Here is a 25,052-nt window from a genome sequence, read left to right on the forward strand (position 1 = left end):
CCAGGACCGGGAGCACCGTGGCGCCGAGGTCGAGGGCCTCGTCGTCCTGCTTCGGTGCGGGCCGGGGCGCGGGCTTCGGCGCCGGCGCGGCGGCCGTCGGGGGGACGGCGGCCGCCGGCCGTGGCTCCGTGTCGGCCGCGGTGGTGGTGTCCCCCGGAGGAGCGGTCGGGGCGGACTTCTCCTCCGGGGGAGCCGGTGGGGCGGCCTCCGGCTCGGCCGCCGGTTCCGCCGGGGTGTCCATGCGCTGCTCGAGGCAGCTCACGAACTGGCCCAGCAGCTTGTCCGAGACGTCCTTCATCACGTTGCCGCGGCCGAACTGCGCGGCCTTGCCCGTGATCGCGAGGTCGGTGGTCACCGACACCTCCGTCGAGCCGGGCTCGGTCTCGGTCATCACGGCGGTGACCTTCGCACCCGCCGTGCCGTTGCCGCGCTTGTCCTTGCCCTTGGCGTCGATCACCATCCGGTGGGCCGACTCGTCCTTCTCGACGAACGTGCCGGAGCCGTTGTAGACCAGCGCGATCGGGCCGAGCTTGACCTTCACCGTGCCGGTGAAGGACTCCTCGTCGGCCTCGGTGACCTGGGCGCCGGGGAAGCACTGCGCGACGCTGGCGATGTCGTTGAAGTGCGCCCAGGTCTCCTCGACGCTCGCGGGGACCGTGAACTGGTGCTGGAGCTCGACCATCAGCCGCCGGCCGCCTTGAGCACGGCGCGACGGGTCAGCACCGTCGCGAGGTGCCTGCGGTAGTCGCTGTCACCGTTGAGGTCCGCGGGCGGGGTGGTCCCGTCGGCCGCCTTGGACGCCGCCTCGCGGACGCCGTCCTCGGTCGCCTGCGCGCCGACCAGGGCCTCCTCGACCGCGGTCGCCCGCAGCGGGGTGTTGCCCATGTTGGTCAGCCCGACCCGGGCCTCGGCGATGGTGCCGCCCTCGACCCGCACCGTCGCGGCGACCGCCACGATCGGCCACTGGTGCTTGATCCGCACGAACTTCTCGTAGGACGCGCCCCAGCCGGTGTGCTTCGGGATCCGGACCTCGGTGAGGATCTCGTCCTCGCCGATGGCGGTCTCGAACAGGTCGACGAAGAACTCCGAGGCCGGGACGGTCCGGGTGCCCTCGCTGCCGGCGATGACGAACTCCGCGCCCAGAGCGAGCGCCGGGGCGCCCATGTCGCCGGCCGGGTCGGCGTGGGCGAGCGCCCCGCCGAAGGTCCCGCGGTGGCGGATCTGGGCGTCGGCCAGCTCGGTCACGGCGTGGTGGACGATCGCGGCGTGCTCCTTCACGAGATCGTTCGTGAGCACGTCGTGGTGGGTGGTCATCGCCCCCACGACGATCGCGTCGCCGTCGTCACGGACGCCCCGGAGGGTGTCGATGCGACCGAGGTCGATCACGGTCTCCGGCGCGTTGAGGCGCATCCGCAGCACCGGCAGCAGGCTCTGCCCGCCGGCGATGATCTTCGCGTCGTCACCGTGCTCGGCGAGCGCCGCGAGGGCGTCCTCGACCGTGGTCGGTGCCACGTAGTCGAACTGTGCCGGGATCATGCGCCCGCTCCTTCCGTGCTCGAGGTGCCAGGCATCTCCTGGTTGCCACCACCTGCGTCGTCGCCGAAGTGGGGCATGGCCGCCCCCTCGGTGGAGCCGCCCTTGCCGCCGCTGTTGATGGCGCGCCAGACCCGCTCGGGGGTGCAGGGCATCTGGATGTCGTCGACCCCGAGGTGGCGCACCGCGTCGACGACCGCGTTGACCACGGCCGGGGTCGAGGCGATGGTGCCGGCCTCGCCGACGCCCTTGGTGCCGAGCGTGTTGGTGGTGCAGACGCTGGGCTGGTCGGTGTGGACGACGTCGAAGGAGATCGTGTCGGCCGCGGTCGGCAGCAGGTAGTCGACGAACGACCCGGACACCAGCGTGCCGGACTCGTCGTGGACCGCCTCCTCCCACAGCGCCTGCGCGATGCCCTGGACCAGGCCGCCGTGCACCTGCCCGGAGACGATCAGCGGGTTGATGATGTTGCCGATGTCGTCGCAGCAGGTGTACTTCCGCATCTTCACCTCCCCGGTCTCGGTGTCGACCTCCATGGCGCACAGGTGGGTGCCGTGCGGGTAGTTGAAGTTCACCGGGTCGAAGGTCGCCTCGGCGTCGAGGCTCGGCTCCATGTCCTCGGGGTAGTTGTGGGCCGCGAAGGCCGCCGTCGCCAGCTCCTGGATCGCGACCCCGGAGTCGGTGCCGCGCACCGAGAACCGGCCGCCGGCGAACTCGAGGTCGTCCTCGCTGGCCTCGAGCAGGTGGGCCGCGAGGTGCTTGGCCTTCTCGATGACCTTGTCGGCCGCCCGCACCAGCGCCTCGCCGCCGACCACGAGCGAGCGTGAGCCGTAGGTGTCGAGGCCCTTGTGGGCGATCTGGGTGTCGCCGTGGAGGACCTCGACGTCCTCGAACGGCACCCCGAGCCGGTCGGCGACGATCTGGCTGAACGCCGTCTCGTGGCCCTGGCCGTGGGCGCTCGCCCCGGTGACGACCTCGACGGTGCCGGTCGCGAGCATCCTCACGCTCGCGTGCTCCCAGCCGCCGGCCCCGTAGTCGAGGCTGCCGAGCACGCGGGAGGGCGCGAGGCCGCACATCTCGGTGAAGGTCGAGACGCCGATGCCGAGCTGGACCCGGTCGCCCTCGTCACGCCGACGCTTCTGCTCGGCCCGGAGCTCGTCGTAGCCGAAGACCTCCTTGGCGCGCGCGGTCGCGGCCTCGTAGTTGCCGGAGTCGTACTCGAGGCCCGCCACCGTGGTGAACGGGAACTCCTCGTGCTTGATCCAGTTGCGCTCGCGGATCTCGAGCGGGTCGACGCCGACCGCGGCGGCCAGGTCGTCCATGATCCGCTCGACGGCGTAGGTCGCCTCCGGCCGTCCGGCACCCCGGTAGGCGTCGGTGAACGTGGTGTTCGTGAGCACCGTCTGGCACTCGAACCGGTAGGACGGGAACTTGTAGATCGCGTTGAACATGAAGGCGCCGAGGACCGGGACACCGCCGCCGACGATCGCGACGTAGGCGCCGAGGTCGGCGTCGAGGTGGACCTTGAACCCGGTGACGTTGCCCTCCTTGTCGGCGGCGAGCGTCAGCGTCTGGACCTGGTCGCGGCCGTGGTGGGCCGACATCAGGCTCTCGCTGCGGGTCTCGGTGTACTTCACCGGCTTGCCGAGCCGGCGGCCGACCGCCCAGGCGATCCACTCCTCCGGCGTCGTCTGGAGCTTGCCGCCGAAACCGCCGCCCACGTCGGGGGCGATCACGCGGATCTTCGACTCCGGCACCCCGGTGGTCGCGGCGAGCGCGAACCGCAGGATGTGGGGGATCTGGGTCGCCGAGTACATCGTGATCTGCTCGCCGGTCGGGTCGACCACGACCGAACGGGGCTCCATGAAGGCCGGGATCAGCCGCTGCTGGCGGAACTCGCGCTCGATGACGATGCCGTCGGCGCGGGCCTTGCTGATCGCCTCCTCGACGTCGCTGCCGGTGCCGGCGTCGGCCGAGTCGAAGACCCACAGGGCCGACTTGTTGGTGCCGAGGTCGGGGTGGGCGAGGACCGAGTCCTGGAGCGCGTTCTTGATGCCGATGACGGCCGGCTGCTCGTCGAACTCGACGTCGACGAGCTCGGCGGCGTCACGTGCCTCCGCGGCCGAGCGGGCCACGACCACGGCGACGATCTCGCCCGCGAAGGCGACCCGGTCGGCCGGCATCGGCGAGTGGCCCGGCGCCTTCTGGTCCGGCGTGATCGGCCAGGCGTTGATGCAGACGCCGAGCTCGTCGCCGAAGTCCTTGCCGCTGAGCACCGCGACCACGTTGGGCGCAGCCTTGGCGGCCTCGGTGTCGATCGAGGTGATCGTCGCGTGGGCGAACGGGCTGCGCACCATCGCGAGGTGGAGCATGCCCGGCAGCGTGATGTTGTCGGTCCAGCGGGTGCGGCCGGTGATGAGGCGCTGGTCCTCCTTGCGGCGGCGGTCGCGGCCGATCTCCTTGGACGGGGCGTCCTGGACGGCGGTCATGCGTTGGCCCCCTCTCCGCTCGAGCTCTTCGCGGCGTGGAGGACGCTCTTGACGATGTTGTGGTAGCCGGTGCAGCGGCAGAGGTTGCCCTCGAGGCCGAGCCGCACCTCCTCCTCCGTCGGGTCCGGGTTGTCGTTGAGCAGGTCGACGCTCTGCATGATCATGCCGGGTGTGCAGAACCCGCACTGGAGGCCGTGGCACTCGCGGAAGGCCTCCTGCACCGGGTGGAGGTCGCCGTCGACGGTGTCCGACAGGCCCTCGATCGTGGTGACCTCGTGCCCGTCGGCCTGCACGGCCAGGACGTTGCACGACTTCACGCTGCGGCCGTCGAGGTGGACGGTGCAGGCACCGCAGTTGCTGGTGTCGCAGCCGACGACCGTTCCGGTCTTGCCGAGCTTCTCGCGCAGGTAGTGCACGAGGAGCATGCGGGGCTCGACGTCGTCGGAGACGTTGCTCCCGTCGACGCTGAGGTTGATCCGTGCCATGGACGACTCCTTCTGGAGGTATGACGAACCTGTGACTGGGGTCACGGTAGGAATCGGAGGGTTGGCAGACGGTTGGCTGGCGTGCCCTAGCCTCGGCACGTGATCCGCCGCCGCGACGCCGCCCTGCTCGTGGCCGTCGGCGGGGCCCTCGGGAGCGTCTCGCGGTGGGCCCTCGCGCTCGTCGTCCCGAGCCCGTGGGCGACGCTGTCGGTCAACCTCGTCGGCTGCCTGGTCATCGGGCTGCTGGCCGGCTGGATGTTCGAGGCGCGGCCACGGTTGCGCCTGCTGGTCGGCGTCGGCTTCCTCGGCGGCTTCACCACGTTCTCGACCCACCTGCTCGAGGGTCACGAGCTGGCGGCCGGGCCGGCAACGGCGTACGTCGCGGGGACGCTGGTGGGCTGCCTGGCCCTCGCCGCACTGGGCCTCCGGGCCGGGCGGAGGCTGCGGTGACAGAGCTGCTTCTGGTGGCCGTGGGCGGAGCGGCCGGTGCGCTGCTGCGCTGGGGCCTGACCCTGCTCGGGCGTGCGCCGTGGCCGACCGTCGCCGCCAACGTGGCCGGCAGCCTGCTGCTCGGCGTGGTGGTCACGGCCGGGCCCGGTTGGGCCGTCACGCTCCTCGGCGCCGGCATGGCGGGTGCGCTGACGACCTACTCGACCTTCGCCCTCGAGGCCGTCTCGATCCCGCTGCGCACGGCGATCGCCTACGTGGTCACGACGCTGCTCGCCGGCGGGCTGGCCTTCGGGCTCGGGCTCCTGCTGGGCTCGATCGGCTAGCGGCCCGCCGCCGCGAGCCGACCCTTGAGCAGCGGCTTGGCGGGGTGGTCGCGGTCGCCCAGGACGGCGAGACAGCGCTCCACCACCTCGGTGTCGTAGGGCGCGAGCTCGCCGTAGCGGAGCACGGCGGCCGGGTCGGGAGCGGCGAGCAGGGCCTCGCGCATGCTGACCGCGACGTAGTCGCCGAGCTCGGCGAGCGCCGGCGCGTTGGTGCCGGGCAGCAGGTCGCCGCCGTAGGCCGCGACCGCGCGCTTGACGTCGCCGCGACCGAGCAGCGTCAGCACGTCCTCGACGTCGGTCCGGACCGGCATCATCAGCCGGTAGGGGCGGGAGGCGAGCTGGCCGCCGACCGCCGAGCGGAGGTGGGAGACCTCGGCCTTGAGCGTCGACAGCGTGACCGCCTGCTCGCCGTAGACCATCGCGTGGAGCCGCTCGAGCGAGAGCCCCTCGGGATGGAGCGCGAGCAGCGCGACGATCTCGGTCTGGCGGCGGTTGAGCAGGAGCCGCTGGCCGTCGAGCCAGGCCTCGGCGGTGCCGAGCAACGACAGGTCGAGTCCGGGCTCGGTGCGGGCCGTGGCGGTGGCCGCCCGGCCCCACTGGTGGGAGGTCGGCATCGCACCCTCGATCAGCCGCGCCAGCACGCGCGCGGTGGCGAGGCCGATCGGGTGGGTGCGGTCCCAGGTCGTCGAGAGGTCGACGACGCCGATCTGCTCCCCCGAGACGGGGTCGTGGAGCGGGGCCGCCCAGCAGACCCAGTTGTGCACGATCGGGGCGAAGTGCTCGGCACTGAAGACCATCGACGGCTCGCCGGTCCGCGACGCGATGGCGAGGGCGTTGGTGCCGACGCTCGCCTCGTCCCACCGGCCGGCAGGGACGAAGTTGACCGTCTCGGCCTTGCGGCGCATCACGCGACCGCCGTAGGTCCACAGGATCTTGGTCTCGGCGTCGGTGACCGCGAGGACCAGGTCGCCGTCCTCGGCCGTGCGCCGCAGGTCGGCCTCGACCCGGTCGACCGCGACCTGGAGCGGCGAGTCGCGGAACATCGCCTCGGTCTCGGCCTCGTCGGCCAGCGGCGCCTCCCGCAGGTCGGTGCCGACCGCGCCGGAGAGCTCCCACGAGCGCAGGATCTCGGGGCGCACGCTCGCGCTGTCGCCGTGCTCGACGAAGCTCGTCCACGCCCGCACGGCTTCGAGCCGGCGCGACTGGAGGTCGTTCGATCCCATGTCCGCCCCTTGAGTGATGCCGGTCACGGTAGCCCGCGATTCCCCTCCCATCAATGACGCCTTCGGGGCATGGGCGCACGGGTGCTCGTCACTAGTCTGCTCGGCATGCTGCGCCCGGCCACGACCGCCGACCTCCCGACGATCCTCCGCTACGAGCGGGACTACGTGAGGACCATCGAGCCCCACGCCCTGAGGGGCTGGACCGAGTCGATCGACCAGAACCTCCAGCTGTGGATCGAGTGCCTGTCCACCACGGTGGTCCTGGAGGTCGCGGGCTCCGAGGACGCGGATCCGGCGGGGCTCGCGATGTGGCTGGTCGAGGGCGAGGCCGCGACGCTGGTGACGATCCACGTGGCTCCCCGCCACCGACGGTCGGGCTTCGGCCGACTGCTGCTGGAGGCCTTCGAGACCCGGGCGGCGGCGGGCGGATCGCGGGTGCTGAAGCTGGGCGTCCACCGGGACAACCCGGCGCGGGCGCTCTACGAGCGCGCGGGCTACGGCGTCGTCGGCACCGACGGCGACTACGTGCTCTTCGAGCGCCGGGCCGGCGACGGGTCCTAGCCCGGCCGCGGATCAGTGGTGGATGCGCCCCTCCGCCGCGGCCAGCCGGCCCCCGTTGCCGCCCCACTGGAGCGCGATGATCTCGGCCGCGATCGACACGGCCGTCTCCTCGGGCGTGCGGGCACCGAGGTCGAGACCGATCGGGCTGGAGAGCCGGTCGATCTCCTTGTCGGTGAGGCCCGCCTCGCGCAGCCGCTCGAGGCGGTCGTCGTGGGTCCGGCGGCTGCCCATCGCCCCGACGTACGCCGGCCGCTGGTCGTCCGGCAGCCGGAGCGCGACCTCGAGCAGCGGTACGTCGAACTTGGGGTCGTGGGTCAGGACGGCCAGCACGGTCCGCCGGTCGATCCGACCGGCCTCGAGCTCGGCGGTGAGGTAGCGGTGAGGCCAGTCCACGACGACGTCGTCGGCCTCGGGGAACCGGCTGTTCGTCGCGAAGACGGGCCGGGCGTCGCAGACGGTGACGTGGTAGCCGAGGAAGCTGCCGACCCGCGCGACCGCGGCCGCGAAGTCGATGGCGCCGAAGACCAGCATCCGCGGCTTGGGCGCGAACGCCCACACGAACACCCGCATCCCCTCGCCGCGCCGCTCGCCGTCGGGGCCGTAGGACAGCGTCGCGTTGTGGCCCTGGGCGAGCTGGCCCAGCGCGTCGTCCCGGACGGCGTCGTCGGCGCGCGGCGACCCCAGCGTCCCGGAGACCGACTCGTCGGGCCGGACGACGAGCCGCCGGCCCAGCCAGGCCGGGTCGGGGTGCTCGATCACGGTGGCCAGCGCGACCGGTCGGCCGGCGCGGACGTCGTCGGCGATGTCGCCGAGCTCGGGGAAGGTCTCGCGGTTCACCTTCTCGACGTAGACGTCGAGGATCCCGCCGCAGGTCAGGCCGACGGCGAAGGCGTCGTCGTCGGAGACGCCGTAACGCTCCAGGACGGGCTCACCGGACTCGACGACCGACTGCGCGAGCTCGTAGACCGCGCCCTCGACGCAGCCGCCGGAGACTGACCCGACAGCCGACTCGTCCGGGCCCACCAGCATCGAGGCACCCGCAGGTCGTGGGGCCGACTGGAAGGTCGCCACCACGGTGCCGACGCCGACGGTCTCGCCGGCCTCCCACCACGTCATCAGCTCGTCCATCACGTCACGCACGGGACACCAGCTCCGTCAGCTCGGCGAAGGTCGCCAGCGAGTGGCCGGCGACGAAGTCGTCACAGTGGGGCAGGGCGGCGACGACGCCGGCCTGCACCGGCTCGTAGCCGGTCTTGCCGCGGTGCGGGTTGACCCACACCACGCGGTGGGCGATCCGCCGCAGTCGCTCGAGCTGGTCGGCCAGCAGCGTGGGGTCGCCACGCTCCCAGCCGTCGCTGAAGACGACGACGACGGCACCGCGGGCCATCCCCCGCTGCCCCCAGCGGGTCAGGAACATCTGGAGCGTCTCCCCCAGCCGGGTCCCGCCCGACCAGTCCGGGACCGTGTCGCCCGCGGCGACGATCGCCCGGTCGGGGTCGCGCAGCCGCATGGCCCGCGTGACGTGGGTCAGCCGCGTCCCGACCGTGAAGGTCTCGACGGACGGGCCGGCGGTCTGGGTCCAGCGGTGCGCGAGCCGCAGCAGCGCGTCGGCGTAGCCGCTCATCGAGCCGGACACGTCGACGAGCAGCACGACCCGGCGCGGTCGCTCCGAGCGGCGCCGCCAGGCGATGTCGGAGGGCTCGCCCATCCGGCGCAGGCTCTCGCGCAGCGTGCGGTGGGCGTCGACCGTGCCGCGGTGCCACCTCCGGTGGCGCGCCGTACGCCGCCGCGGGGGCCGGCAGTCGAGCGTCGCGAACATGCTGTCGAGCCGTCGCTTCTCGCCCGCCGTCAGGGCGGCCACGTCGCGGTGCCGCAGCACCTCGACGCCGCTGGCCGCGGCCCGGACCGCGTCGTCGTCGTCGGCCTCGGCCCCGCCGCCGCCCGGCTCCTGCTCCGGCAGCACCGACACCGGTTGGGACGGTGGCTGCGCCTCGCGGCGCCGCGGCAGCCCGTCGCGGCTGTTGAAGAAGGCGTCGAAGACCTGGTCGTAGCGCTCGAGGTCGTCGGGGCCGGCGCACAGGGTCGCCCGGCCGGCCCAGTAGGTCTCGCGCCGCTCGCCGACGCCGAGCAGCGAGGCGGCGACGAGGAACTCCTGCGCCCGGTCCTGGGTGACGCCGACGCCTGACGCCCGCAGCGCCCGGGTGAAGCCGAGGAGCACCTCGTCGGCGCTGCGCTCGCGGACGGTGCTCATCCCGCCAGCATCCGGTCGAGCGCCGCCTTCACGCGGTCGCTGTCCTCGCGATACTTCACCAGCGCGCCCAGCGTCGCCGCAGCCGACTCGAGGTCGATCTCGTCGGCCTGGAGGTGCTGGAGGGCGCGCGCCCAGTCGAGCGTCTCGGCGACCCCCGGAGGCTTGAGCAGGTCGTCGCGGGTGCGCAGCTGCTGGACGATGCCGACGACCTGCTGGGCCAGCGCCTCGCTGACCTCGGGCGCGCGGCTGCGGACGATCTGGAGCTCGCGCTGCAGGCCGGGGTGCTCGATCCAGTGGTAGAGGCAGCGGCGCTTGAGCGCGTCGTGGAGCTCGCGGGTGCGGTTGGACGTCAGCACCACGACCGGCGGCTCGGCGGCGGCCACGGTGCCGAGCTCGGGGATGGAGACCTGGTAGGTCGAGAGCACCTCGAGCAGGAAGGCCTCGAACTCGTCGTCGGCGCGGTCGACCTCGTCGACGAGCAGCACGGCCGGGGCCTGCTGGAGCGCCTGCAGCACGGGACGCGCCAGCAGGAACCGCTCGTCGTACAGCGACTTCTCGGCCTCCTCGACGGTGCCGTCGGTCTCGCCGTGGACGGCCTCGAGGGCGCGCAGGTGGAGGATCTGGCGCGGAAAGTCCCAGTCGTAGAGCGCCTGGGTCGCATCGATCCCCTCATAGCACTGGAGCCGGATCAGCGGCAGGTCGAGCGACTCCGCCAGCGCCTCGGCCAGGGCGGTCTTGCCGGTGCCGGGCTCGCCCTCGAGCAGCAGCGGCCGCTGCATCCGCAGCGCGAGGAAGCCCACCGTGGCCAGCTCGCCGTCGGCGAGGTAGCCGGTCGCTCCGAGGCGCTCCGCGAGGTCGGCCGCGCTGGCCGGGCTGTGCTCCATGTGATCGAGCGTACGCACCCGTTCGTTGGCGACAGGTTGGTCTCGTTGCTCGACGTCAAGCAAGCGGCCGGTCGACGTCCTCACCGGTCGCGAGGTCGCCGCACTCGACCAGCGCGACGTCGTGGGCGGCGAGGTAGGCACGGGCGCCCTCGTCGCCGCGCGCGGTGGCCACGACCCCGTCCCAGTGGTCGCGTCCGAGCAGCACCGGGTGGCCCGGCTTCCCGGCGTACGCCGCCCGCGCGAGCGTGCCGTGACCGGCGCCACCGGCCAGCAGCCGCGACACCACCGGCGGCCCGACGTCGGGCAGGTCGACGAGCAGCACGACCGCGGCCTCGGCGTCGGTCCCCGACAGCAGGGAGAGCCCGACCCGCAGCGACGCGCTCATCCCCTCCGCCCAGTCCTCGGCCACGACGTGGTCCACCGGACCGGCCGGCAGCAGCGCGAGTGCGTCGTCGACCGCGGCTCCGAGGACGACCGTGACGCCGGAGCAGCCGCCGTCGAGCAGCGTGGCGGCGCCGTGGGCCAACCAGCCGTCGACCAGCGCCTTCGGCCGGCCCATCCGCGAGCCGGCGCCGGCCGCGAGGAGGAGGCCCCGGGCGGTCACGGCCGGCCGAACGCCTCGGCGTAGAGGTCGGCGAGCTCCTCGTCGTAGGGGCCGCTGAACCCGCAGACCATGACCTTCCCCTCCTCGTTGGCCGCGACGAGGTAGCGCTGGCCCTCCTCGAACTGCGGTGCGCCGATCAGCGCGGCCAGGTCGGCGGAGCCGGCCGCGACCTCGACCTCGTCGGTCTCCTCGCCGGCGTACCAGGTCGTCGGCGCGAGCGTCGCGCGACCGTCCTCGACCGCGGTGACCTCCGCGTCGACGGCGGAGGCCGCCCCGCCGAGCACCTCGGGGGTCGGCACCATGCACCGCCCGGCGCCGTCGCCGCTCAGCGTCAGCTCGGTGACGGTCGGGGCGCCGGCGTCCGTCGGGGCCTCGGCGGCCGTCGGGGCCTCGGGGCCGTCGGAGCCCGGCAGGAACATCAGGCCGCCGGCGACCGCGATCAGCACGACGGCGGCGGCCGCGACCAGCCAGGTGAGGGGGCTGCGGCGCGGCGTCCGGGTCTCGGTGTCGGTGTCGCTCATGACGTCCTCCAGGAGTCGGTCGGCCCGGGTCGGGTCGGCGGGGGGCAGGTCGGCGCCGGGATCGGCCGCGCGGAGCCGCGCGAGCAGCTGCTCGTCGTGGTCGTCGGTCATGTGGCACCTCCTCCTGGCTCCTCATGTCCGGCAGCGGCCTCGACCTTTCCGAGCTCCTCGCGCAGCTTGGCGCGGGCCCGGGTCAGCCGGATGCTGACGGCGTTGGCGGTCACGTCGAGCACGGTGGCGATCTCGGCGGGCGTCAGCTGCTCCCACGCCCACAGCCGCAGCAGCTCGGCGTCGTCCGGGGAGAGCCGGGCGAGGGCGTCGTGGAGCGCGTCGTCGCGGCTGCCCGGCGCGGGCGAGCGCTCGACCGGCGGGTCGACCACGGCCAGCCGACCGGCCGCGCGGCGCTGGCGGCGTACGGACCGCTCGGCGTTGGCCAGGCAGTTCCGCGCGACGCCGTAGGCCCACGGGAGCGCAGGCTCCGGGACGTCGTCGCGCCGGCGCCAGCAGACCAGCAGCGTCTCGGCGAGGACGTCGTCCGCGGTGGCGGGGTCCGTACGCCGGGCGAGGTAGCGCCGCAGCGGCTCGAGCAGCTCCTGCCGCACCAGCTCCTCGAAGCGCGCCCCGTCCACGCCACCACCGTCCCACAGCGGTCGGGGCAGGAGCCTCAGACCCTCAGCTCGCGGTCGAGGAAGGCGATCGTGCGGTTCATCGACTGCTGCCACAGCGCGTAGAAGGCGTGGTCCTCACCGGGATACCAGGCCAGCGTGGAGTCGACCCCGGCCGCCCGCATCGCCTGCTGGGTCTCGGTCGCCCAGCGCGGCGGGCAGGTCGCGTCGACCCGGCCGTGGTGGCTGAGGACCGGCACCTCGATCCGGTCGAAGTAGGAGCGTGCCGACAGCCCGCGCCAGACCGCCCGCTCCTCGCGCGGCGTCCCGAGCGTGTCGTAGACCGACCGCGCCTCCTCGGGCCGGTTGGGCTCGGTGAAGTGCTCGACGTTCTCGTCGAGCCGTGAGCTGACCGAGGCGTAGATGACGGCCGCGTCGACGAGGTCGGGCTGGGCGACGATCGCGTTCATCGTCACGCCGCCACCCATCGAGCGGCCGAGCATCGCGAGCCGGTCGTCGTCGACGTAGGGCAGCTTCCGCAACGCCGGCACGGCGTTGATCGCGTCGCGGGTGTAGGCGATCCGCGTCTCGCGCTCGAGCGGGAAGACGGGATCGGACGCCGCGTGGCCGCGGTAGTCGGTGTGGAGCACGACGTAGCCGGCCCGTGCCAGCGCGTCCTGCTCGCGCGCGAGCCCCTGGCCGGTGACGTAGTAGGCGGGGTCGATGTAGCCGTGGTTGAGCACGATCGCGGGGAACGGACCGCGACCCTTCGGGACCAGCAGCACGCCGGAGACGTCGACGTCGCCGCTGCGGTAGAGGACCCGGTGGCGGGTGTAGGCGTCGGTCTCGTACTCGGTCGAGGTGATCCGTGGTCGTCCGCCCGACGGCTGCTCCCGCATCAGCGTCGGCAGGGACAGCCGGCCGGTGACCTTCGGCAGCCGGTCCTCGCGCGCCTCGCGCGACGGCTCGGCCGAGGGCTCCGGTGACTCCCCGGACTCCGAGGCGGACTCCGACGTCGGGGCGGCGTCCGGCTCGGGTCGGGGGTCGGGCTGCGCGGAGCAGCCCCCGACCACGAGGGTCGCGAGGACGACGGCCACCGCCAGCCGGGTCTGCATGCGCTCCAGTCTGACCGGGCGCCGCAAACGGCTCAGCCGGCGGCGGGCTGGTCGCCGAGGAGCGTACGGACCTGTCCGAGGGCCACCGCGACGTCGGGGTCGAGGCACACCAGGCCGGTCGTCGCGGACAGGTCGGGCGTCGCACCGGCGCCGCCGAGGACGACCCGGGTGTCCTGCGCGAGCCGGCGCCAGGCGCTGGTCCGGGCCTCGAGGACCGTCGTCCGGGTGCCGGAGACGACGACCAGGTCCGGCTGCGTCAGCTGGCAGGCGCGGGCCAGCACCGCCAGCGGGGTGTCGGCGCCGAGGAACTCCACGCGCCAGCCGTGGTCGTGGAGGAGCGTGGCGAACGCGAGCGGGCCCAGGTCGTGCCGCTCCCCCGGCGGGCAGGCGACGATCACGATCGGTCGGTCGTCAGCGGGATCGGGGGCGCGATCGGCCCCGATGGCCCGGATCAGGTGCTCGCGCGAGAGGCCGCTGGCGAAGTGCTCGTGGGCGACGCTGCGTGAGCCGTCCTCCCACTGCTCCCCCAGCATCCGCAGGTAGGGCAGCAGGACGTCCCGGACCGCGTCGACGATGCCGAGGTCGACGACGGCGTCGTGCCAGGCCCCGTTGAACCGCGGACCGTTGAGGTCGCCGCAGGCGCCGTCGAGGCGCTCGATGTAGTCGCGCGCGCCAGCGCGTGATCGGGGGGAGGTCACGGAGGACGAGCCTGTCACGGCGGCGCGACCCGCAGCATCACCCGCTGGGATGGCCCACCGGCCGTTCGCCACGACAGGCGCACCGATCGCCGATAGGGTCCCGCACGAGCGCGCGTATTCGGAGCGTGCGCCAACGACGAAGGGAACACCGGAGATGTCGCAGACACCTCCCTCCTACGGGGGCGACGACTCGAACAACCAGGGCGGCGCGTACGGCGCACCGCCGAGCGGCCCGCAGTACGGCTACGGCGGTGGCGGCCCGCAGGGCACCCCGCCCCCCAACCACCTCGTGTGGGCGATCCTCAGCACCCTGTTCTGCTGCCTCCCGCTCGGCATCGTGTCGATCGTGTTCGCAGCCCAGGTCAACTCCAAGTGGACCTCCGGCGACGCCGCCGGCGCCCAGGAGTCCTCGCGGAAGGCGCGCACCTTCGCCCTCTGGAGCACGATCATCGGTGCGGTCTTCGTGGTGCTCTACATCATCCTGTTCGCTGCCGGCGTGATGTCGATGGACACCACGGTCAACCAGTACTGACCCGATGACGCTGCAGGACCTCGAGCAGGACCCCGCGACCGCCGGCACCCGCCGGCCGTCCGGGGTCCTGCCCGCCTGGCTTCCCTCCTGGGCCGCCCCGACGGCGGTCACCGTCGCCGCCGCCTCGGCAGCGGCGGTGCTGTGGTCCGTCGACCCGAACGAGCCCGGTCACTACCCGACCTGTCCGTTCCTCGCTGCCACCGGTCTCTACTGCCCGGGCTGCGGGACGCTTCGCGCGACCCACGACCTGCTCCACGGCGACGTCGCCGGGGCGCTCGCCCGCAACCCCGCGGTGCTGCTCGCCCTGCCCTACCTGCTGCTCGCGCTGGTGACCTGGTTCCGCAGGTCCGCCGGCCACCCCGCGCCGCGCTCCACCTCGCTGCCACCCGCGGTGATCTGGGGCCTGCTGGCCGCCATCACCGTCTTCTGGGTGGTCCGCAACCTCCCCGGCTTCGACTGGCTCTCGCCCGCCTAGCAGGTGCGGACACGCGACAGGGCCCCGACCACCTCGCGGTGGTCGGGGCCCTGCGTCGTACGGGGAGCGGGTGGACTCAGAAGTCCATCCTGGATGGACTTCTTCCCTTCGCCCGGAGCGACACCGCAGGCTCACGCCTGCGGGCCGCCCCGCGCTCCGGTCAGAAGTCCATGCCGCCCATGCCGCCCATGTCGCCGCCGCCGGGCATGGCAGCAGCCTTCTCGGGCTTGTCGGCCACGACGGCCTCGGTGGTGAGGAACAGCGCGGCGATCGATGCGGCGTTCTGCAGCGCCGAGCGGGTCACCTTGGCCGGGTCGAGGATGCCGGCCTCGATCATGTCGACGTAGTCGCCGGTGGCCGCGTTGAGGCCGTGGCCCGGGGTCAGGCCCCGCACCTTCTCCACGATGACGCCGCCCTCGAGGCCGGCGTTGACCGCGATCTGCTTGAGCGGGGCCTCGGTGGCAGCCCGCACGATGGCGGCACCGGTGGCCTCGTCGCCGGACAGGTCCAGCTTCTCGAAGGCCGACTCGGCGGCCTGGAGCAGGGCGACGCCACCACCGGCGACGATGCCCTCCTCGACGGCAGCCTTCGCGTTGCGGACGGCGTCCTCGATGCGGTGCTTGCGCTCCTTGAGCTCGACCTCGGTGGCCGCGCCGACCTTGATGACGGCCACGCCGCCGGCCAGCTTGGCGAGGCGCTCCTGGAGCTTCTCGCGGTCGTAGTCGGAGTCGGACTTCTCGATCTCGGCGCGGATCTGGTTGACCCGGCCCTCGATCTGGGCGGCGTCGCCGGCGCCCTCGACGATCGTGGTCTCGTCCTTGGTGATGACGACCTTGCGGGCCTGGCCGAGCAGCTCGACACCGGCGTTCTCCAGCTTGAGGCCGACCTCCTCGGAGATCACCTGGCCGCCGGTGAGGATCGCGATGTCCTGGAGCATGGCCTTGCGGCGGTCACCGAAGCCCGGGGCCTTGACGGCGACGGACTTGAAGGTGCCGCGGATCTTGTTGACGACCAGCGTGGACAGGGCCTCGCCGTCGACGTCCTCGGCGATGATGACCAGCGGCTTGCCGGACTGCATGACCTTCTCGAGCAGCGGCAGCAGGTCCTTGACGTTGCTGACCTTGGAGTTGGCGATGAGGACGTAGGGGTCCTCCAGCACGGTCTCCATGCGCTCGGGGTCGGTGACGAAGTAGGCCGAGATGTAGCCCTTGTCGAACCGCATGCCCTCGGTCAGCTCGAGGTCGAGGCCGAAGGTGTTCGACTCCTCGACGGTGATGACGCCTTCCTTGCCGACCTTGTCCATCGCCTCGGCGATGATCTCGCCGACGGTGGCGTCGGCGGCAGAGATCGACGCGGTCGCGGCGATCTGCTCCTTGGTCTCGACGTCCTTCGCCATCCCGAGCAGCTGCTCGGACACGGCCTCGACGGCCGCCTCGATGCCCCGCTTGAGGCTCATCGGGTTCGCGCCGGCGGCGACGTTGCGCAGGCCCTCGCGGACCATGGCCTGGGCGAGCACGGTCGCGGTCGTCGTCCCGTCACCGGCGACGTCGTCGGTCTTCTTCGCGACCTCCTTGACCAGCTCGGCCCCGATCTTCTCGTAGGGGTCCTCGAGCTCGATCTCCTTGGCGATCGACACACCGTCGTTCGTGATCGTGGGGGCGCCCCACTTCTTCTCGAGGACGACGTTGCGGCCCTTGGGGCCGAGCGTGACCTTGACCGCGTCGGCAAGGGTGTTCATGCCCTTCTCCAGCCCGCGGCGGGCCTCCTCGTTGAAAGCAATCAGCTTCGGCATAACTCCTGTGATTCCTATCGGGAGTCGTGGTGGTCGACGTGGTGGGTTGCCCGCGACGGACGGCCCGTCCGGACGGCGAACCCTGCTCGCCGTACGGGCGCGGACCTCAACGTCACCGCGTCAGTGGTCTCACTGTTGTCACTCTCATGCTACGAGTGCCAACCCAAGTATTAGCACTCGGGGTGGGCGAGTGCAAACAGCTCCCGGGCCCCGGAACGCTACTCGATCAGCCGGACCGGCTCGCCCTCGATCTTGGCCGTCCAGGTGGTCGAGTCGTTGACCGCCTTGCCGCTGCCGAAGTCGACCGCCACGCGGAACCAGCAGCCCCCCGGGGTCGTGGTGTCGCAGGTGTAGGTGCTCGGGATCGGGACCCGGATCTGCTGGCTGCGCCCGTTCCACCCGCTGGCGTTGATGCCGGTGATCTGGCAGCCGGTCAGCGACCCGGTCACCTTGCCCGTCCCGGTGCACCCGGTCAGGGTCGGCGGCAGGTTGGAGTCGGTCGGGGGGATCACCCGCATCGTCCCGTTGCTCGCCGCCTCGCCGACGTCGAAGAACCCGAAGACCAGGGTCTTGCCCTGGGCGGCCGGGATCACGCGGACCAGGTTGAAGTCCGAGGACGCCCCGGTCGCGTTCGCATAGATCGGCATCCGCTCCCACGCCGAGACCGCGATCGAGCCCGGGGCGACGCCCGGCGAGAACGCGCGCAGCGCGAAGCGGTTGGCCCCGCCGCCGCCGACCGCGGTGTCGTCGCCGGTCTGGGTGAAGACCTTCTGGTTGTTGGCATAGCCGCCCTGGCCGTCGGGGCTGGCCGTGCTGAGCGCGACGTTGGTCCGGACCTGGAGGTAGTAGTCGCCCTCCGCGGCCGGGGTGAAGGTGCAGAACGGCACCCACTGGTGGAAGACCTGCGCCAGCTGCGCGTCGTACTTCGGGTGGCCCTCCTTCAGCGACTGGTTGTGCAGGTCGTCCTCACCCCACCCCTGGTACTGCCGGACGCAGGACGGCACCGGCGGTGCGAGCCGCGGTTCGCCGGTGTCGGTCGGCGCGCGCAGCCCGAAGGAGGTCACGGTCGGCACCGACGTGGTCGGGACGTCGCCGCTGCAGAACTGGTTGGTCGTCGTCTGGTTGAGCTTGGCGTAGCGCGCGATCGCGTCGCTGTTGGCGTAGGGGTTCCAGCGGTTGTTGTCGACCGCGTTGCCCTTCGGCCCGCGCTCGCAGTAGTCGCCGTGCGCCACGAACGCCGGGTCGTAGATCTGCACCGAGACCGGCCGCCCGACGGCCGTGTCCGCGACGTGCACGAGGTAGAAGTAGCCCTGCGGGTCGAAGTCGGTGTTCTTCCCGCCGATGCACCCGTCGACCCCGGTCGCGCAGGTGCGGGTCATGAACTGGTCGCCGTTGCCCTTGGGCCAGTCGGGGCCGCCGATGTTGGCCCAGAACTGGGGGTTCGAGGTGCAGTTGGCTCCCGCGGGCACCGAGAGGGTGCTCGTCACGGGCGGTCGCGTCGTGGTGCCGGGCGGCTCGTTGCCCATCGTGTTGCAGGGGCTCCCCATCGGCGCCGGACCGTTGTAGTCCGCGACGGCGGTGCGACTGAGGACGGTGTCGGTGATCCCGAAGGACGCCGCGAAGCTGTTGCCGATGCGCGAGCTCACGGTGACCCGCAGCTGGGTCGGCTTGTCGCCCACGCTGACGTCGACCCGGGTCTCGCCGCCGTTCGGGTAGCCGTTGTCCTCGGCGATCTCGATCGCCCGGTCCCGCGCCTTCGCGAGGTCGTCGGGCATGTAGGTGACGCCCGCGGTCGCCGCGGCGTCGGCGGCCGCCTGGACGCGCTCCAGCTCGACGTACCAGCGCGCGACGTCCACGGAGATCGCCGCGAGCGGCAGCGCGATCACCGCGAAGAAGACAGCGACGAGGATCGCGGAGGCGCCGCGCTCCGGCGTACGACGTGGGGTGGTCATCGCGGGCTCACTGGTGCGCGTTGGCCGTGCCGGGCTTGCACCGGTCGGCCTCGAGCGGCTCGAACTGCATGACCGTCCGCTCCCGCATGGTGAGGCCGTCGCCGAACAGCCCCGTCATCCAGCCGTGGCGTGCCTGGAGCCCGATCCCGACCACGTCGCGATCGGGATCGTTGACGCAGGCGTTGACTCCCGCCGACGCCCACGACCCGGACGAGTAGCGGAACCGGTCGAGGCCGTCGTCCCAGACGTAGAGCACGCAGTTGGTCGAGCACTGGAGGTCGCTGCGACCCACCGGGTAGCCGTTGGTCCCCGCCTCGTAGACCATCAACCAGTCGATCTGGTCGGCGGGCATCGCCGTGCCCGCCTTCTGGATGGTGTCGGCGGCGGCCTGCGCGAACGCCGGCACCGACTGCGGCGAGCACGGCGGCGGGTCGGCGCTCGCCTGGCAGGTGCCGGGCCCGGCGTCCGCGGCGGCCGAGGCCGTGCGCGCCCCCGCCCTCACGCTGCTGCTCATCGACACGTAGTCGCGCATCAGGAACGACATCTCCAGGATGCCGAGCAGCAGCACCACCAGCAGCGGCACCACCAGGGCGAACTCCACCGCCGCGGCGCCGCGCTCACTGTTCCCCGTGCGTGTCCCCGCCCGTGCCCCGCAAGGCCGATGTGTGGTCATGGAGCATCCCCGTTCGCCGCTGCGCCGGGTCCCCTCCCGGCGCACGTCCACGCACGAAATTAGGGAAGCCTTACCTGCCTGTCCCGAAGACGGGGATTTCTTTGCCCTGCGGTGCAGACCACCGCCGGGTGGGCGGGCTCAGCCGTCGGCGAGGGTGGAGGCGAGGACCAAGGCTCCGTCATCGTCGGTCACGACGACCTCGGTGACGTCCTCCCGGAGCACCGAGCTCTGGAGGAAGCAGCTCATCGAGGCGTCCCCCACGCCCCGGAACTCGCCGGCCGGGACCAGGTCGCCGCCGGTCGTGCGGAACGCCGCCCGGAAGGTCTCGCCGTCCGCGAAGCCCTCCCCGACCAGCCGGAGCTCGACGCCCCAGGTGTGGGCGACCAACGCGGCGCTCTCGACCGTCACGCCGCCGTCCTCGACCTCCACCGCGATCGGCTCGGTCGGGACCGGAGCCGCCTGCGGCACGGTCGCGCGACCCACGACGCCGCCGGCCAGCGCCGCCACCAGCACGGCCGCGGCCGCCACCGCGCCCCAGCGGGCGACCCGGCGCCGTCGGTCCCGGGCGGTGGCGAGGTCGTCACGCCCCTCACGCTCGATCTCGTCGGCGACGGCACGGCTGATCCGGTCACCGAGGTCGGGCGCCGGCAGCGGCCGGTCGGCGTGGGCCGCCGGGTCGACGAGTCCGAGCCGGTCGGCCACCGGCTGGATCTCGGCGAGCTCGGCGCGGCACTCCGCACAGCCGTCGAGGTGCGCGCGGACGCGGTCCTCCTCCGCGGGCGTGAGGTGGCCCAGCGCGTAGCCGCCCAGCATCATCCGCAGCTCGTCGTGCCCGTTCACAGGCTCACTCCCATCTCGTCCATCGCGGCCCGCAGGGCCCGCAACCCGTAGAACACCCTGCTCCGCAGCGTGCCGACCGGGATCCCCAGCTCCGCGGCGACCTCGTCGTAGGGCCGCTCGCGCAGGTGGGTCTCCACCAGCGCCTCGCGGTGGTGGTCGGCCAACCGCCGCAACGCCTCCTCGACCACCCACCCGTCGAGGACCCGGTCGGCGACGTCAGGGTCGCCGACGTCGCCGGGCTCGGGCACCAGCTCGGGCTCGCGCAGGCTGTCCCGGCCGTGCCACGGCCTGACGTCCCGTGCCCGGGCGTGGTCGATCATCGCGTTGCGGGCGATCCCGAAGAGCCACACCCGCAACGAGCCGAGGTCGGGGTCGAACCGGTCGGCGTTGCGCCAGGCCTTGAGGAACGTCTCCTGGGTCACGTCCTCGGCCGCCGCCGGGTCACCCAGGCCCCGCAGCAGGAACCGGTAGACCTCTCCGCCGTGCAGCCGGTAGGCCGCGCGGATGCCCGCCTCGTCGGCCAGTCCGGCGCCCCCCACCTCGCCTCCGGCCATGGTGCCCAGTCTGTCCGTCACGGCAGTGGGTACGGCGCACGCGCGCCGCGCGTTCACGGACCGTCCCCGCCCGTCCCACGCCCGCCGCCCGAGCCGCTGTGAACGCGGTCACGGCGAGCCCCGTAACCACCACCACGGCGGACACCCGTCCGTCGGCCGACCGACACGAAGGGCAGGCAGATGACCACGCACGTGACACGAGGCAGGAGGCGGCTCCTCACGGGGACCGCGACGGGGGCGCTGGTGCTCGGCGCGCTCGTGGCCACGCCGGCACCGGCGACCGCGACCCAGGGCGGCGGCGACCGCGCGGAGAAGGCGCCGGTCGGGAAGCTGATGACGGTCCGGAACGAGCGCCAGCTGCGGCGCGCGGTCCTGAAGGCCAACCACCGCGACGGGATCGACCGGATCCGGCTCGCCGCCGACATCACGTTCGACCCCTCACGGCCCACCGGCGGCGGGGCGCTCAAGGGTGACCTCGATGTCACCGACGACCTGCGGGTCTTCGGTCGCCACCAGATCGACGCCAACGGGGTCGACCGCGTCTTCGACGTACGCCCCGAGACCTCGCTCCGGCTGACCGGGCTGTGGCTCGTCGACGGGGCCCCGGCCGAGGGCGAGAGCGGCGGCGCCGTGCGCTCGCAGGGCACGGTCCGGTTCAAGGGCGGCGCGGTCGTGGGCGGCTCGGCCACCGGGACCGGTGCCTCTGGCGGTGCGTTCATGAACGACGGCGGGGTGCTCCGGGTGATCGGGGCCCGCCTGCTCCGCAACGACGCCGTCCGTGCCGGGGGTGCGATCGAGGCCTTCGCCGGCCGCACGGTCGTGCGGGGCACGCTCATGAAGCAGAACACGGCCGGGGCCGAGCCCGGCAACGGCGGCGCGCTCCACCTGACCGACGCCGGCACGGTCACCGTCACGGGATCGAAGGTCGTGCGCAACACGGCCTCCGCCGAGGGCGGCGGCCTGTGGAACTCGGCCGTCGGCACCTTCCGGGTGCGCGACACCCTGCTCCACCACAACAGGGCTGCGGGCGCGGCCGCCGACAACGGCGGGGGCGCGCTGTTCAACGACGGCGGCACGATGACCGTCTCGGACTCCACGATCCGCCGCAACCGGGCCACCGGCGAGGCCGGCTCGGGCGGGGGCATCCTCAACAACCTCGGCACGCTCGAGGTGACCGGGTCGACCCTCGAGGCGAACGACGCCTCCCGCGCCGGCGGCGGCATCGAGGCCAACGTCGGCACGACCACCGTCACCGGGTCCGTGCTCAGCGGCAACAGCACCGGCGCCGCACCCGGCAACGGCGGCGGCCTCCACCTGACCGGAGCCGGCACCGTCGCCGTCGAGGGCTCGCAGGTCCTCGACAACACCGCGGCGGCCGAGGGCGGCGGGCTCTGGAACTCCGCCACCGGCGAGATGGACGTGTCCGACAGCGTCCTGCGGCGCAACGTCGCCGCCGGTGCCGCGGCCGACCAGGGCGGCGGCGGGCTGTTCAACGACGGCGGTGCCCTGACGGTCGCCGACTCGACCGTGGCCGACAACGACGCGACCGGCGCCGCCGGCTCCGGCGGCGGCATCCTCAACAACCTCGGCACGCTGACCGTCACCGGCTCGACCCTCTCCGGCAACACCGCGGTGCGGGCCGGCGGCGGCCTCGAGGCGAACGTCGGCACCACGACCCTGCTCGACGTCGTGATGACCGGCAACGACACCGGGAGCAACCCCGGCAACGGTGGCGCCCTGCACCTCACCGGCGCGGGCACCGTCAGCTGGACCGACGGCGAGGCCACCGGCAACACCGCCACCAACGAGGGCGGCGGCCTGTGGAACTCCGCGACCGGCACCATGACGGTGGCCGGGGTGACCATCGAGGGGAACTCCGCCCCCGAGGGCCCCGACGTCTACAACGACGGCGGGACCTTCACCGTGGACGGGACCCCGGTCCCGCCGCCGGGCGGCTGAGCGCCGACCGCACGACCGATCACGCCCCCGACCTCGCCTCGTGCGGGTCGGGGGCGTGGTGACGGGACGGGGCACCGGGAGCGTGGTGCCCGAAGGGCAGGCGGGCGTCGTGGTGGCCGAGGGCGGCGAGCAGCGAGGGCAGCATCGCCTTCGCCGTGCGCTGGTAGCCGGCCGCGCTCGGGTGGAACCGGTCGGAGCTGAACATCTCGTCGGGGTTGGCCCAGAAGAAGGGACCGACGACGTCGGCGAGCGAGACGGCGAAGGCCCCGGAGTCGAGTGCCGCCTCGCGCTGGGCGGTGGCCAGCAGCCGGGACGCCCGCGAGCCGAGGCTGCGTAGCGGCTGCGGCACCGGCCGCAGCGCACCCAGGTCCGGGCAGGTCCCGACGACGACCTCGGCGCCCCGGGCCCGCAGTGCCTCCACCGTCTCGGCGAGGTGGGAGACCGACTCGGCCACGGGCACCCGGTGGGTCACGTCGTTGCCGCCCACGACGACGACGGCCACGTCGGGTCGGTAGTCGGCCGGCAGCGTCGCGAGCTGGCCGCGCAGTGCCGACGACTCCGAGCCGACCACCGCCGCGGTCCGCAGTCGCACCGAGCGGTGGGTCGCCTTCGCCAGCCCGCGCGCGAGCCGGCCGCCCAGGGTGTCCTTGCGCCGCTCCGCCCCGAGCCCCGCGGCGATCGAGTCGCCGAGGACGACGAGCTCGACGGTCTCGCCGTAGGACTTCTTCCACACCCGGTCGGAGTCGGGTGCGTCCTCACCCAGCGGCTTGCCGATGATCCGGCGCGCGACCGCCGCCTGCCGCTGCAGCAGCACGCGGGCGCCGTACGCCGCCAGCCCGAGCACGCCGCCGGCCGACGCCCCGGCCACCACCCACCACCGTGTCCTCACGGCCCCAGTGGAGCCGACCACGGTGAACGGCCGGTGAAGCGGCTCAGCCCCCCGCGACCGCCGGGATGACCGAGACCTGGGTGCCGTCGGGTGTGGGGGTGGCGAGGTGGTCGAGGAAGCGGACGTCGTCGTTGCCGACGTAGACGTTGACGAAGCGCCGCAGCTCGCCCTGCTCGTCGAGGATGCGGCCCTTGATCCCGGAGTAGGACGCGTCGAGGTCGTCGAGGACGTCGGCCAGCGTGGCGCCGTCGGCGCTCACCTCCGACTCACCACCGGTGTAGGTGCGCAGGATGGTGGGGATGCGGACGGAGACGCTCATGGGGTGCTCTTCCTCTCGGGCTCTGGGGGTGTCAGGCGATGCCGGTGGCGGTGAACGCGTCGTAGGACGGCGCGATCGTCGCGGCCGGGCCGACCCGGTCGGCGACCGCGTCGAGGGTCTTCAGGCCCATGCCGGTGTTGATGACGACGGTCTCGAGCGAGGTGTCGAGCTGGCCGGTCTCGACCAGCTTCCTCAGCACCGCCACGGTCGTCCCACCAGCGGTCTCGGTGAAGACGCCCTCGGTGCGGGCGAGCAGCAGGATGCCCTCGCGGACCTGGTCGTCGGTGACGTCCTCGACCGCACCGCCGGTACGCCGGCAGATGTCGAGGACGTAGATGCCGTCGGCGGGGTTGCCGATGGCCAGGCTCTTGGCGATCGTGTCCGGCTTGACCGGGCGGATCGCGTCGACCTTCGCCTTGTAGGCGGCCGAGACCGGCGAGCAGCCCTCGGCCTGGGCGCCGTAGATCCGGTAGGGCTTGTCCTCGACGAGCCCGAGGGTGATGAGCTCCTGGAAGGCCTTGTCGACCTTGGTCAGCTGGGAGCCGGAGGCGACCGGGATCACGACCTGGTCGGGGAGCCGCCACCCGAGCTGCTCGGCGATCTCGTAGCCGAGCGTCTTGGAGCCCTCGGCGTAGTAGGGGCGGACGTTGACGTTGACGAACGCCCAGCCGTCCTCCTCCCCCGCGATCTCCGAGGCGAGCTTGTTGACGTCGTCGTAGTTGCCGTCGACGGCGACCAGCGAGTCGGTGTAGACCGCGGAGTTGACCTGCTTGGCGTGCTCGAGGTTGCTCGGGATGAACACGACCGTCTTCATCCCGGCACGCGCGCCGGCGGCGGCGACCGCGTTGGCGAGGTTACCGGTGCTGGGACAGGCGAAGACCTTGGCGTCGAGCTCGCGGGCCGCGCTCAGGGCACAGGCGACGACGCGGTCCTTGAAGGAGTTCGTCGGGTTGGTCGAGTCGTCCTTGACCCACAGGCGGTCGAGGCCGAGCTCGGCGGCGAGGTTCTTCGCGGGCAGCAGCCGGGTGAAGCCGGGCTCGGTGTTGGGGCTCTGCTCGATGTCGTCGGGCACCGGCAGCAGCGCCTTGTAGCGCCAGATGTTGCTCGGTCCCGCCTCGATCTCCTCGCGGGTCACGGCCGGGAACTCGTAGGCCACCTCGAGGGGGCCGAAGCACTCCGGGCACGCGTAGTGGGGTCCGAGCTCGGTGCGGTGGCCGCACTCGCGGCAGGCAAGGGCGACGGCGTGGCCGAACGCGCCCTCGCGGGGACCGGCGGTGGCCGGGGTGGTGGTCGACGTCTCGATCGTCGGTGCGCTCACGGATTCC

Annotated in this window: 27 protein-coding genes; 6 read left to right on the plus strand and 21 right to left on the minus strand. The window is 72.9% G+C overall.

The features are described 5' to 3' along the window. The 4 genes from ABD091_RS05940 to ABD091_RS05955 form a co-directional block, all read right to left on the minus strand. A partial coding sequence (locus ABD091_RS05940) for an SRPBCC family protein (RefSeq protein WP_343916376.1) occupies positions 1 to 682 on the minus strand: 682 nt, incomplete at its 3' end. Then, positions 682 to 1,536, minus strand: a complete 855-nt coding sequence (locus tag ABD091_RS05945; protein ID WP_343916378.1) for an FAD binding domain-containing protein — start codon at positions 1,534 to 1,536, stop codon at positions 682 to 684. The genes ABD091_RS05945 and ABD091_RS05940, both read right to left, overlap by 1 nt. Beyond that, positions 1,533 to 4,022, minus strand: a complete 2,490-nt coding sequence (locus ABD091_RS05950; RefSeq protein ID WP_343916380.1) for a xanthine dehydrogenase family protein molybdopterin-binding subunit — start codon at positions 4,020 to 4,022, stop codon at positions 1,533 to 1,535. Before ABD091_RS05950 ends, ABD091_RS05945 begins: the two co-directional genes overlap by 4 nt. Beyond that, positions 4,019 to 4,507 (minus strand): (2Fe-2S)-binding protein, encoded by a 489-nt coding sequence (locus ABD091_RS05955; protein WP_343916382.1) that lies wholly within the window; start codon positions 4,505 to 4,507, stop codon positions 4,019 to 4,021. Before ABD091_RS05955 ends, ABD091_RS05950 begins: the two co-directional genes overlap by 4 nt. Positions 4,508 to 4,606: 99 nt before the next feature. Between ABD091_RS05955 and ABD091_RS05960 the strand changes: the two genes are divergently transcribed. Together ABD091_RS05960 and ABD091_RS05965 are read left to right on the plus strand one after the other, a co-directional pair. Continuing rightward, the gene (locus ABD091_RS05960; RefSeq protein WP_343916384.1) at positions 4,607 to 4,957 is read left to right on the plus strand and encodes a fluoride efflux transporter FluC; all 351 of its coding nucleotides are present in this window, start codon (positions 4,607 to 4,609) and stop codon (positions 4,955 to 4,957) included. Further along, on the plus strand, positions 4,954 to 5,280 hold the full coding sequence (locus ABD091_RS05965; RefSeq protein ID WP_343916386.1) for a fluoride efflux transporter FluC: 327 nt from the start codon (positions 4,954 to 4,956) through the stop codon (positions 5,278 to 5,280). The genes ABD091_RS05960 and ABD091_RS05965 overlap by 4 nt, the downstream gene beginning before the upstream one ends. Here the strand turns inward: ABD091_RS05965 and ABD091_RS05970 are convergent. Next, positions 5,277 to 6,503: a transcriptional regulator gene (locus ABD091_RS05970; protein WP_343916388.1), complete on the minus strand. Its 1,227-nt coding sequence runs from the start codon at positions 6,501 to 6,503 to the stop codon at positions 5,277 to 5,279. The two genes, ABD091_RS05965 and ABD091_RS05970, sit on opposite strands and share 4 nt — an antisense overlap. Positions 6,504 to 6,608: 105 nt before the next feature. Between ABD091_RS05970 and ABD091_RS05975 the strand changes: the two genes are divergently transcribed. After that, complete coding sequence (locus ABD091_RS05975) at positions 6,609 to 7,064, plus strand: GNAT family N-acetyltransferase (RefSeq protein WP_343916390.1); 456 nt, start codon at positions 6,609 to 6,611, stop codon at positions 7,062 to 7,064. Between the two features lie 12 nt (positions 7,065 to 7,076). Here ABD091_RS05975 and ABD091_RS05980 read toward each other — a convergent pair whose 3' ends face one another. Genes ABD091_RS05980 through ABD091_RS06015 form a run of 8 tightly spaced genes read right to left on the minus strand, consistent with a single transcriptional unit; the run spans position 7,077 to position 13,742 of the window. Then, positions 7,077 to 8,204 carry an XdhC family protein gene (locus tag ABD091_RS05980; RefSeq protein ID WP_343916392.1) on the minus strand — a complete coding sequence of 376 codons (1,128 nt, stop codon included), beginning with the start codon at positions 8,202 to 8,204 and terminating at the stop codon, positions 7,077 to 7,079. After that, the gene (locus ABD091_RS05985) at positions 8,197 to 9,315 is read right to left on the minus strand and encodes a vWA domain-containing protein (RefSeq protein WP_343916394.1); all 1,119 of its coding nucleotides are present in this window, start codon (positions 9,313 to 9,315) and stop codon (positions 8,197 to 8,199) included. The genes ABD091_RS05980 and ABD091_RS05985 overlap by 8 nt, the downstream gene beginning before the upstream one ends. Continuing rightward, the gene (locus ABD091_RS05990) at positions 9,312 to 10,199 is read right to left on the minus strand and encodes an AAA family ATPase (protein WP_343916396.1); all 888 of its coding nucleotides are present in this window, start codon (positions 10,197 to 10,199) and stop codon (positions 9,312 to 9,314) included. Before ABD091_RS05990 ends, ABD091_RS05985 begins: the two co-directional genes overlap by 4 nt. A 55-nt stretch (positions 10,200 to 10,254) precedes the next feature. Then, complete coding sequence (locus ABD091_RS05995; RefSeq protein ID WP_343916398.1) at positions 10,255 to 10,803, minus strand: nucleotidyltransferase family protein; 549 nt, start codon at positions 10,801 to 10,803, stop codon at positions 10,255 to 10,257. Continuing rightward, positions 10,800 to 11,435 (minus strand): hypothetical protein, encoded by a 636-nt coding sequence (locus tag ABD091_RS06000; RefSeq protein WP_343916400.1) that lies wholly within the window; start codon positions 11,433 to 11,435, stop codon positions 10,800 to 10,802. Before ABD091_RS06000 ends, ABD091_RS05995 begins: the two co-directional genes overlap by 4 nt. Next, positions 11,432 to 11,953 carry an RNA polymerase sigma factor gene (locus ABD091_RS06005; RefSeq protein WP_343916402.1) on the minus strand — a complete coding sequence of 174 codons (522 nt, stop codon included), beginning with the start codon at positions 11,951 to 11,953 and terminating at the stop codon, positions 11,432 to 11,434. The genes ABD091_RS06000 and ABD091_RS06005 overlap by 4 nt, the downstream gene beginning before the upstream one ends. Before the next feature lie 35 nt (positions 11,954 to 11,988). Then, positions 11,989 to 13,044 (minus strand): alpha/beta hydrolase family protein, encoded by a 1,056-nt coding sequence (locus ABD091_RS06010; protein ID WP_343916404.1) that lies wholly within the window; start codon positions 13,042 to 13,044, stop codon positions 11,989 to 11,991. A gap of 32 nt (positions 13,045 to 13,076) precedes the next feature. Beyond that, complete coding sequence (locus ABD091_RS06015) at positions 13,077 to 13,742, minus strand: cobalamin B12-binding domain-containing protein (protein WP_343916406.1); 666 nt, start codon at positions 13,740 to 13,742, stop codon at positions 13,077 to 13,079. Positions 13,743 to 13,896: 154 nt separating this feature from the next. Between ABD091_RS06015 and ABD091_RS06020 the strand changes: the two genes are divergently transcribed. Both ABD091_RS06020 and ABD091_RS06025 read left to right on the plus strand, forming a co-directional pair. Continuing rightward, on the plus strand, positions 13,897 to 14,274 hold the full coding sequence (locus tag ABD091_RS06020; RefSeq protein WP_343916408.1) for a CD225/dispanin family protein: 378 nt from the start codon (positions 13,897 to 13,899) through the stop codon (positions 14,272 to 14,274). A gap of 4 nt (positions 14,275 to 14,278) precedes the next feature. Next, the gene (locus ABD091_RS06025; protein WP_343916410.1) at positions 14,279 to 14,749 is read left to right on the plus strand and encodes a DUF2752 domain-containing protein; all 471 of its coding nucleotides are present in this window, start codon (positions 14,279 to 14,281) and stop codon (positions 14,747 to 14,749) included. Between the two features lie 160 nt (positions 14,750 to 14,909). On the opposite strand, the gene groL is transcribed toward ABD091_RS06025, so the two are convergent. From groL to ABD091_RS06050, 5 genes are all read right to left on the minus strand, one after another. Further along, on the minus strand, positions 14,910 to 16,541 hold the full coding sequence (gene groL, locus ABD091_RS06030) for a chaperonin GroEL (protein ID WP_343916412.1): 1,632 nt from the start codon (positions 16,539 to 16,541) through the stop codon (positions 14,910 to 14,912). A 218-nt stretch (positions 16,542 to 16,759) separates the two neighbouring features. Beyond that, positions 16,760 to 18,493: a pilus assembly protein TadG-related protein gene (locus ABD091_RS06035; protein ID WP_343916414.1), complete on the minus strand. Its 1,734-nt coding sequence runs from the start codon at positions 18,491 to 18,493 to the stop codon at positions 16,760 to 16,762. 7 nt (positions 18,494 to 18,500) lie between these two features. After that, a complete protein-coding gene (locus ABD091_RS06040; RefSeq protein ID WP_343916416.1) occupies positions 18,501 to 19,094 on the minus strand; it encodes a TadE/TadG family type IV pilus assembly protein in 594 nt (197 codons plus the stop codon). Between the two features lie 210 nt (positions 19,095 to 19,304). Further along, positions 19,305 to 20,006 (minus strand): zf-HC2 domain-containing protein, encoded by a 702-nt coding sequence (locus ABD091_RS06045; RefSeq protein ID WP_343916418.1) that lies wholly within the window; start codon positions 20,004 to 20,006, stop codon positions 19,305 to 19,307. Further along, a complete protein-coding gene (locus tag ABD091_RS06050; protein ID WP_343916420.1) occupies positions 20,003 to 20,560 on the minus strand; it encodes a sigma-70 family RNA polymerase sigma factor in 558 nt (185 codons plus the stop codon). Before ABD091_RS06050 ends, ABD091_RS06045 begins: the two co-directional genes overlap by 4 nt. Before the next feature lie 180 nt (positions 20,561 to 20,740). Between ABD091_RS06050 and ABD091_RS06055 the strand changes: the two genes are divergently transcribed. Continuing rightward, entirely contained in the window at positions 20,741 to 22,519 is a 1,779-nt protein-coding gene (locus tag ABD091_RS06055) for a right-handed parallel beta-helix repeat-containing protein (protein WP_343916422.1), read from the plus strand. 19 nt (positions 22,520 to 22,538) lie between these two features. Here the strand turns inward: ABD091_RS06055 and ABD091_RS06060 are convergent, their stop codons facing one another. The 3 genes from ABD091_RS06060 to thrC are packed head-to-tail and all read right to left on the minus strand — an operon-like array spanning position 22,539 to position 25,045. Further along, positions 22,539 to 23,408, minus strand: coding sequence for an SGNH/GDSL hydrolase family protein (locus tag ABD091_RS06060; RefSeq protein ID WP_343916423.1), 870 nt, complete (start codon positions 23,406 to 23,408; stop codon positions 22,539 to 22,541). A 43-nt stretch (positions 23,409 to 23,451) separates the two neighbouring features. Further along, positions 23,452 to 23,727 carry a MoaD/ThiS family protein gene (locus ABD091_RS06065; protein WP_343916425.1) on the minus strand — a complete coding sequence of 92 codons (276 nt, stop codon included), beginning with the start codon at positions 23,725 to 23,727 and terminating at the stop codon, positions 23,452 to 23,454. A 31-nt stretch (positions 23,728 to 23,758) separates the two neighbouring features. Continuing rightward, entirely contained in the window at positions 23,759 to 25,045 is a 1,287-nt protein-coding gene (gene thrC / locus ABD091_RS06070; RefSeq protein WP_379189319.1) for a threonine synthase, read from the minus strand. Positions 25,046 to 25,052: the final 7 nt, after the last annotated feature.

The organism is Nocardioides aestuarii, from assembly GCF_039527245.1.
Taxonomy (GTDB): domain Bacteria; phylum Actinomycetota; class Actinomycetes; order Propionibacteriales; family Nocardioidaceae; genus Nocardioides; species Nocardioides aestuarii.